This is a genomic window from Myxococcus sp. CA023, from assembly GCF_010998615.1.
Lineage (GTDB): Bacteria > Myxococcota > Myxococcia > Myxococcales > Myxococcaceae > Myxococcus.
The window spans coordinates 35,176-43,238 of record NZ_JAAEAH010000077.1 but is presented as its reverse complement, the minus strand read 5'-3'; the positions used below and the strand labels follow the sequence as shown (position 1 = coordinate 43,238).

Annotated in this window: 7 protein-coding genes; 5 read left to right on the top strand and 2 right to left on the bottom strand. The window is 69.3% G+C overall.

Annotation, left to right across the window (positions count from 1 at the left end; all coding sequences use genetic code 11):
* Positions 1-244 precede the first annotated feature (244 nt).
* The 5 genes from F8M74_RS29115 (at position 245) to F8M74_RS29095 (ending at position 3,482) form a co-directional block, all read left to right on the top strand.
* Positions 245-997, top strand: coding sequence for a hypothetical protein (locus F8M74_RS29115; RefSeq protein ID WP_141258625.1), 753 nt, complete (start codon positions 245-247; stop codon positions 995-997).
* A complete protein-coding gene (locus tag F8M74_RS29110) occupies positions 994-1,332 on the top strand; it encodes a cyclohexanecarboxylate-CoA ligase (RefSeq protein ID WP_162295131.1) in 339 nt (112 codons plus the stop codon). Before F8M74_RS29115 ends, F8M74_RS29110 begins: the two co-directional genes overlap by 4 nt.
* A gap of 73 nt (positions 1,333-1,405) precedes the next feature.
* Positions 1,406-1,957: a RusA family crossover junction endodeoxyribonuclease gene (locus F8M74_RS29105; protein WP_162295130.1), complete on the top strand. Its 552-nt coding sequence runs from the start codon at positions 1,406-1,408 to the stop codon at positions 1,955-1,957.
* Positions 1,958-2,016: 59 nt separating this feature from the next.
* Complete coding sequence (locus tag F8M74_RS29100; RefSeq protein WP_141258623.1) at positions 2,017-2,664, top strand: hypothetical protein; 648 nt, start codon at positions 2,017-2,019, stop codon at positions 2,662-2,664.
* Positions 2,661-3,482 carry a hypothetical protein gene (locus tag F8M74_RS29095; RefSeq protein WP_141258622.1) on the top strand — a complete coding sequence of 274 codons (822 nt, stop codon included), beginning with the start codon at positions 2,661-2,663 and terminating at the stop codon, positions 3,480-3,482. Before F8M74_RS29100 ends, F8M74_RS29095 begins: the two co-directional genes overlap by 4 nt.
* A gap of 876 nt (positions 3,483-4,358) precedes the next feature.
* Here F8M74_RS29095 and F8M74_RS29090 read toward each other — a convergent pair.
* Together F8M74_RS29090 and F8M74_RS29085 are read right to left on the bottom strand one after the other, a co-directional pair.
* Complete coding sequence (locus tag F8M74_RS29090; protein ID WP_141258619.1) at positions 4,359-6,752, bottom strand: hypothetical protein; 2,394 nt, start codon at positions 6,750-6,752, stop codon at positions 4,359-4,361.
* Entirely contained in the window at positions 6,749-7,924 is a 1,176-nt protein-coding gene (locus F8M74_RS29085) for a hypothetical protein (RefSeq protein WP_228560841.1), read from the bottom strand. The genes F8M74_RS29090 and F8M74_RS29085 overlap by 4 nt, the downstream gene beginning before the upstream one ends.
* Positions 7,925-8,063: the final 139 nt, after the last annotated feature.

Sequence of the window (8,063 nt, the reverse complement as noted above, 5' to 3'; positions counted from 1 at the left end):
CCCCCTGCTGTCCCCCCTCTCCCAGAGGGAGGAGACGCCGGTTGTCCCCGGGGGGACAGGTGCCGCTAAGGGGGGGAAGGGGGGATCAGCAGCAGCAGGAAAGACGAAGAAGCCGCTGTCGATGACGAAAGAAGCAGTGAGGAAGCGTCGACTGAGAGGGAATCAAGCGAAGAGAAAAGAAGCTGCTGCTGAAAGCGCGCGCGAGGTGTCCCCCCCGCAGCATGTCCCCCTGTCCCCCGGGGACATGTCCCCCTCGATTGTCCCCCCGGGGGGCACGTCAGCAGCCGCCGCGAAGCCGCCCGCTGTCCGCAAGGCGTCGTGGAAGGAGCCCACCACGCCCAGCCCCGACAAGGAGTTCCTCGGCTGGTACGAGGAGGAGCGGCGGCGCTTCCACCCAAGCGCGGTGGACCCGCTGCCCCCGAAGCTGATGCCGCGGTGGTCGGACTGGTTTGCCCGCGCGCTCGCCCATCCGCTCATCGGCGGCGACGTCGAGAAGCTCCGCGAGACGTGCCGGCGCTGGTTCGCGGACCCGTGGGCGATCAATCTCCGGACTCGGTGCCCGGCCAGCGCATTCATCGCCGACCACATCTGGTCCCAGCACATCCCAGGACAGCACGAGGGCTCTGCACCTGCTCAGGCCCGAACCCCCGCTGATGCTCGGCGCCGAGCCGACCTCAGCGTGGGCCGCGGCGAGGACGGCGGCCTCGAGGAGTTGCCGGACACGCCCGAGGGCCGGGCCCTGGGCCAGGTCCTGGATGCGATGCGAGGCAGGAAGCTCCACTACGCGGCCGGGAAGCTCCCCGGCATGGTGGTGCCGGTGCGGCTGGATGATGCCGGGCTGCACCTGCGCCTCCGCGACAGGTACGCACGGACCTGGATCGCGGAGCACTCGTGGGACGTCGAGCTGATGGAGCACGCCAGGGCGCTCGGCTTCCGCGTCCACTTCCACGAGCCGGACCAGCAGCCCGCGGGAGCTGCGGCTGGGGTGCTCCAGTGACACGCCAGTGCTCCACCGTCACCGTGGCGGACGACGGCGCCACGCTGCCATGCATGGAGAGCGCTATCGAGGACGCCGACTTCTGCCAGCTCTGCGCGGAGACGGCCGTCCAGGAGGGGGACGTCTTCAGCCTCCGTTGCCCATGGTGCGGCACGTTCGGCGACTTCACCCACCTGGCTGCGGAGGATGCGACGTCGCTGGTCGAGCGGGTCGGCGATCTGGGGCGCAAGGTGGAGTGCGGCTCCTGTGGCTGCGAGTCCCATGTCCTGGAGGCGCGACTGCATCTGCGCATCCAGCGGGTGCTCATGCCCGAGGAGGAGGAAGCCGCGACATGAGCCTCCCGCTCCACAGTGGCGTCCCGCGCCGCACTTTTTGAACCTTTTTTCAGACGCGCTACCGGTTGCAGTCATGAACTGCACTGCACCCGAGGCCACAGAAGTCGCTGCGTGTGAGGTGCGGCTGACGCTGCCGTACCCACCGAGCGCGAACACGTACTGGAAGCCCTCGAAGGGGCGGGGCCTGGTGCCCTCCGACGAAGCGGAGCGCTACAAGGCGGCAGTCGCTCACGTGGCGGCGCGCGCGAAGGTGCAGCCGCTCTTCGGCCCCGTGCGCCTCACCGTCACGGTGTACCGCCCGAAGCGGATGGGGGACCTGGACAACACGCTTAAGGTGTTGAACGACGCCCTCAATGGCGTGGCCTGGCTGGACGACGAGCAGGTTGTCCACATCGACGCAACCCGCGACGACGATAAGCCCTCGCCGCGGGCGGAGGTGCTGGCCACGGCCGCCCGATTCGCCACGCCGGAGGAGGCCGCCGCGCATCGACGAGCGAAGGCTGAGCGTGCCGCGAAGGCCCGGCGGACCCGGAACAAGAACCGGGCGGCGAAAGCTCGCCTGCGCCTGCCGAAGTCGCTGGCCGACCTCGCCTCCGCTGCCTCCTACAAGCGAGGTGACCGGTGACCTGCGCCCTTCCTCCCCTCAACGACGAGCAGCAGGCGCTTTGCCTCCAATGGCAGCCCATGGCTTACAAGATTGCCTGGGCCTTCCTTCGCAAGTCCGCGCACCTGCGCCGGTACGAGGACGACGTCCTCGCCGAGGCGATGGTGGGGCTCGTAGAGGGCTGTCGGCGCTGGGAGCCCGAGCGGGGCAGCATCGCGAGCTGTGTCTCATGGTGGGTGGTCGCGCAGCTTCAAGCCTTCAAGCGGCGGGGCTCGCGTGGCGTCGCCCAGGTCCGGCGTAAGTCACACCTGCGCCAGTCTCCGCCGCCTGTGTGTCTGAGCCTGGATGCGGAGCTCAGCGACGACGGCTGCACGCTGTACGACCTGCTTCCTGGCCCGTTTACGGACCCGGCCCTGCAGCTCGACTGCACAACCCTGGCGGCTGGCGCGCAAGCAGAGCTCGCTCGTCGCAAGATGCGACGCTCTCAGCGGGAAACCCCGGCAGACGTGACGAGGGCGCGGCGCGATGCTGCCGTGTTCATCCGCTACTCCTTCCACGGCGCGACGCTTGATGCCCTCGCCCGTGAGCTGGAGATGACGCGCGAGGGCGTCCGTCAGTGCGTCCTCAAGATGCAGCCGCTCTTCGACGCATGGGCCTCCTCGCTGCGCGCTGAGGCTGTGTCCGGCCCGCGTCGTTCTGTCGTCCAGCACGGAGGAGCCTCGCGATGACGACCTGTGCCGTTCCGCTGCCCCCGCCTTCCGCGCCCACCCGGGCGGACACTCTCACCGAGCCTCCCTCCGCCGAGGAGGAGATGGAGTTGCTGCTGCACCTGCTGCGCGAGCTGCCCACGGCCTGCCGGGAGGCGAGGCGCGCGGAGTCCCGTCTCGCGGAGCTCGTTCGGCCGCACCTGGTGCGCGTCGCGCACTCGGTGGCCCGCGAGTGGGACGTGTCCGCCCATGACCTGGTCCAGGAGGGGCTCCTCGCCGTCTTCCACCGGCAGCGGCGCCACCCCTTCATGCCTGGCCTGGCCGGCGCTGGCCGGTCGGCCTTCCCCGCCCACGCGATGCGCCTGGGGCGCCAGGCGATGGTCCTCGCGGCCACGCGGGAGCGCTCGCCCGTCTACGTCACGGACCACGCCCGCAAGACCCTGCGCCGCGCGAAGAAGGCCGCTCGGGAGGCCGAGGTGTCCGTGGCGGACGCGCTCGCCGCGGAGGGCCTCGAGGCCGCCACCGCGCACGCCCTGGGCGATGGCACCGTGCACTCGGCCATGCCCGTGGAGGAGCTGCTGGGACTCGCCGACAGCCCAGAGGGCCGGGACCGCGGAGTACTCCAGGCACGGGCGATGATTGCCCTCCACGGCCTGCCACGGCTCCAGCGCCTGGTGGTGTCGGCGACCGTGGGCGTGGGCCAGCCGGGCTCCCGGGCCATGGCGGAGCGGACGCTGGCCGCGGAGTGGCGGCTGCCCGTCGCGAGGGTACGCAAGCTTCGAGCAGCTGGGCTGCGCAAGCTGCGCCAACTGCTGGAGGCGCCGCTGCCGTGCCCATGATTGTCGCGGCCAAGGCCGGCACCTGCACGGCCGCCGGGTGCGGCGCGCGCATCCGCAAGGGCGAGATGTGCTGGTTCGAGTCCGCCACCGGGACACGCCACCTGGAGCGGGCCTGCCGTGAGGCGCAAGCCGGTGCGCGGCCGAATCGGCGGGCGGCGACCTGCGCCAGGTGCCGTCGCCGCGTCCCTCCAGGGCAGGGGAGCCTCACCGTGACGGAGATTCGGCGCCGCAAGTCGTACATAGTGACATGCGCTCCCTCCTGCACTGAATGACAAGTACCTGCTGAGGGCGGGCTTGACCCCGTTGCCCCGCCAGGACTCCCGGTGCTAGGCCTGTTGTCTCACTCCGGGGGTGCCCTTGGTCCGCCAACTCCTTGCCGCCGTTGCCGCTCTGTCGTTCCTCACTGCGTGTGAGCCCGGGAACCAGGAGACGGGCAATCGTTCCGACACTGGAGGCATGGAGGGTGCTGGCCTTGGGGACGTACTCGTTGGTGCCAAGGGGGATACCCAGGCGGCTCCAGGTCCCGTCGACGTCGTCATCGAAAACACCGGTTCGGTGCCACGGCTAGCGCGCGTGAATGTGACCATCCTCGGCCCGTGGACCGGCGACAACAGAGTGAGCCGGGTGATGGGGACGTGGGAGACGATTCAGACCATTGAGCCGCACACAACGCTGACGTTCCCTGCGGTGGTGAATGCCGCTGGGGGTGCGCGGGTCGTGACGAACGCCCACACCCTGCGCGAGGTGGGCGGGCTCATCGAGTCGGGCGGGGGCTATGACTTTACGCCCTTCTCACCTGGTACGAAGTGCATCGCGACTTTCTCTGATGCGCAGGCGCCCAATGGAGCCCGGATGCACTGCACTGCCGCAGAGTGACTATCTCGCGCGGAAAGAGATTCCGTTCAGGCTGACCCATGTGGGCGAGCCTGATGCGAGCACGACTGTGCCACTCGGTGAGACCGTCACGCGCCCATACCCCGTTGCCGTGGCGACCCCGAAGTCGCGCGTGTAGGGCGGGTAGCATCCAGGGTAAAGCGTCAGGGCATCGCTTCCGACGGTGCCCCCGGTGATTCTGCCCTCAAGATGAACTCTCCCGCTGCTGTCTTTGTAGTGGGTGGCGGGGCCTCTTCCGTCCGATGTGTCGCTCTCCCAGTTCCCATGAAAGATAAACGGGGACCGAGCCCCTTCCTGCACGAGCTCCGCGAGGTCGATCTGCACGGAATCTACTTGGATGGTCCTCCCTGTCGCGCCCAGGACCGACTGTAGTCGGGCCCGCACGAACCGCGCGCCCTCAGGTGATTGCCCAGCGTATGCATGTCGCCGCCAGGGCTCGTTGCTGAACGTTGCGTGGAAGTAGGTCGCCGAGAGTGGGGCACCTACTGCATCCAGCCACTCAAGCGCATAGATGAGGAGTGCGGCGGCGCTCCCTTTGGCAAATATGTCGAGAGAGTAGCGGAGCCCCGGACGTACCGAGAATGCCTGTGAGACGACAACAGCATCACTGCCTTGGAATTGGAGTGCCTTGCTTCCGCTCACTGCGTCCGAGGTCACTACGACATCCACCCCCCATACACCTTCCTCAATTATCCAGTTATCAGGGGGGGTGGCAGGAGACGCTTGGGCTTCAAAATCGTAATTCAGGGGGGCAACGGCAAAGTTGACCATCGGCGTGATGAGCCGTGGCTCAACGTACCGCGGCGCCAACTCCACCTGCGCAGAGGCGGGCCCGACGTTGCCGTGCGCGTCGCGTCCGCGCACCACCGCGTAGTGCTTCGTGCCGGGCACCAGGTCGGCTACCTCGAAGCGCGTTGCGGACGCTGCGGCCTTGAGGGTGGCGTTGCTGGGCGCGAAGCCCGCCGAGGTTGAGAGGTGAAGCTCGAAGGAGTCCCACGCCGGCCCGGCGGCGGGCGGCTTGAAGCTGAGCGCGAAGCCGTTGACGGTGGAGGTGGGCGCCAGCTCGGTGGGCGCGTCGGGGCCCAGCATCTTGGCCTGGGGCTGGATGCTGCGCACGGCCGCCGATGCGTTGGTGGAGGGGACAGCCTCCCTGGCCATCCATTCGACGCGGGAGGTAGCCGGGCGGCCGCACAGCTTCACCGTCGTCTTCGCGACGCCCTCCGCGAAGGAGCAGTCCAGCCCGACGATGGCCAGCTCCTGGGCCTCGCTGAGGGAGACGCCGTCCGGCAGGACGCGCAGGACGTCGTGGATTTCGAGGTGCCAGAGGTACGGCACCTCGACTTCCACCTCCAGGGCCGAGTCCGAGAGGTCGGCAATCGCCACGTCCGCCAGGCGCTGGGCCTCCACGGCGGTGTTGATGTTGCTGGTGCTCGCCTCCGCCACCTGCATGAAGCGTCGCCCAACAGTGGCGATGCTCGTGGGGTTGAGGCTTATCACCGTCTTGCGCTTGGGCATGCCGGTGGCGTCGAGGTCGTTGCGGTCCCAGTACACCACCTCCACCGCGTTGCGGATGTGCTCCAGCGAGCGCCGCACCTGGCCGAGTTCTCCGTACTCGTCCGGGCCCACGGTCCACACGACAGACGCGCCGATGCGCTCCGGGCTCTGGAGGTAGAGGTACCAGCCGTGCCCCTCGCGCCAGCGCAGGCGCACCTCCCAGCCCAACTGCGCGGCCAGGGCGTTCAGGGCCTCGCCCACCGACTGCCGTTGCTGCGTGAAGCGGCCCAACTGCCACATGGGGTCCACGGGGCAGTAGAAGCCGGGGCCGAATCCGTTGGGGACGTTGTCGCTGATGATGGACACCATCACGTCCTGCACGGCGACGCCCACTGTGGCGTTGCCGTAGTTGCGCTCCAACTCGATGAAGCTGTCTTGGAACGCGCTCGACAGGTCGCGCCCACTGAAGGTGAGCTCCTCGGCGGCGGCGTCCACCTCGTCGATGCGCCCGATGAAAGCCTCGCGCCAGCCGCCAGGCGTGGGGGGCGTGCCCGGCGTGCACTGCACGTCGAGACGGAAGATGCGCCCTTCCTGCAGGAGCGGCTCAAGGAGCCCCGTAGGCCCGCGGTTCGCCGGGCTGGAGCCCACCAGCGGCGACAGTGAGACGACGCCGCCGGGCCCGTTGCGCCGGACGGTGACGGTGGCTTGTGCGACGGGGGTGTCCACGCTCTGGCTCACCGTGGCCCCCATCATCCAGTCGCGACCCAGGAAGCTGGCGAGGTCCACGGTGCTCGCGTCCGTCCGGTGCACGCGGACGCGCAGGTGCGTGCCGTAGTTGCCCGCGAGAAGGGTGGCCTGCTCCTGCTGGGAAAGCTGCCTCATGGTGACTCCATCAGGGAGTAGGTGAAGTCCTCGCCGCTGACGCGCGCGGTGCCCATCCACCACTCCAGGGCCTCGCCGCTGCCCGCGTCGCCCAGCACCAGGACGGGCCGGTGCAGGCCGGACCCGGTGGCTCGGTGGTGTGGCAGGGGACCAAAAGGGGCGCCTGCGTCGCGCCAGGGCGCCAGCCATTCGTCGGGGACGCGGTAGGGCAGCGCCACCAGGTCGCTCACCAACAGGGAGTCGTTGGAGGGGTTGAGGAAGCCACCGGCCACCCCGTGCAGGTGGTGCACCGAGAGCGCGCCGTTGTCGTCCACCTCGGCCAGCCCCGTGGTTCCGGGCAGCCGAAACGGCGCGGTGGCCGCGAACCACGGCGCCACCCACGAGTCGGGCACCGTGTACGGCAAGACGACCAGGTCATCCACCAACAGCGGGGCTCCGCTCACGTTGGGAATGCCGGGCCCTGTTGTTCCACGGCGGTTCAGGAGGTAGACGGCGCCATCGGGCAACTGCGTGTAGTTGCCGTTGGTCGCGATGAGGGCGCCCGCCGTGGCCGCATGGCTGCCCACCACACCGTCGCGGCTGAGCGGCAATCCTGCCCGGTGGATGTAGAGGTGCCAGGTGCCGTCCGTGGAGAGCCGCGCCCAATACGCCACCGTCCACTGGGTGCCGAGCTGTGTGGGCCACGTTGCCGAGGTCCACTCGCCGAACGTCGCGCATTGGCCATACCGTCCGGGCTCGCCGACACTCGCATCGACGTCGCTCGGCTGCAGGCCCCAGTTGCTCTCGAAGCCGGCGTCGAAGGACCACGTGTGCCCCAGGGCAGGGCTTGGCGCCGTCGCGTCCACGTACACTGTCCCATCCGAGCGCTGGACGTAGTGGTGCCACTGCGCGCCAGACCCGCCCCAGACGCGGGCCCAGTACGCGACCGTCCAGTCCTCGCCCAGTTGCGTGGCCCAGCTGACGGCGTGGCCGGCGCTCAACGCCAGCGCATATCCCTGGTACCGCCCGAGGTCCGGCAGCGCCAACGGTGAGCCGACAGTGGAGGGCCACAGGCCGCGGCTCGACAGCATGTTCCCGGCGAAGGCCCAGGAGTTGCCCTCGCCGTCGATGAGCGCGCGCAACGCCGCGGCGTCGGCGAGGGGCAGGGGCCCCGTGCCGGCCTCGTAAGTCATGAGCTTGCGCCGCACGCTCGAGCGCGCCATTCCGCTGAAGGCCCTGCGCTTCTCACCCAGCAACGTGGGGGAGTACCGGAGGGGGCTCCTGGTGGAGACGGGGATAGGAATCCCACTGAGGGCGAGGAAAGGGGGCATG

Bases quoted from the DNA above. Each gene is read 5' to 3' on its own strand.
- F8M74_RS29090 (WP_141258619.1), bottom strand. From the start codon at position 6,752: ATGAGGCAGCTTTCCCAGCAGGAGCAGGCCACCCTTCTCGCGGGCAAC.
- F8M74_RS29105 (WP_162295130.1), top strand. From the start codon at position 1,406: ATGAACTGCACTGCACCCGAGGCCACAGAAGTCGCTGCGTGTGAGGTG.
- F8M74_RS29095 (WP_141258622.1), top strand. From the start codon at position 2,661: ATGACGACCTGTGCCGTTCCGCTGCCCCCGCCTTCCGCGCCCACCCGG.
- F8M74_RS29115 (WP_141258625.1), top strand. From the start codon at position 245: ATGTCCCCCTCGATTGTCCCCCCGGGGGGCACGTCAGCAGCCGCCGCG.
- F8M74_RS29100 (WP_141258623.1), top strand. From the start codon at position 2,017: ATGGCTTACAAGATTGCCTGGGCCTTCCTTCGCAAGTCCGCGCACCTG.
- F8M74_RS29085 (WP_228560841.1), bottom strand. From the start codon at position 7,924: ATGACTTACGAGGCCGGCACGGGGCCCCTGCCCCTCGCCGACGCCGCG.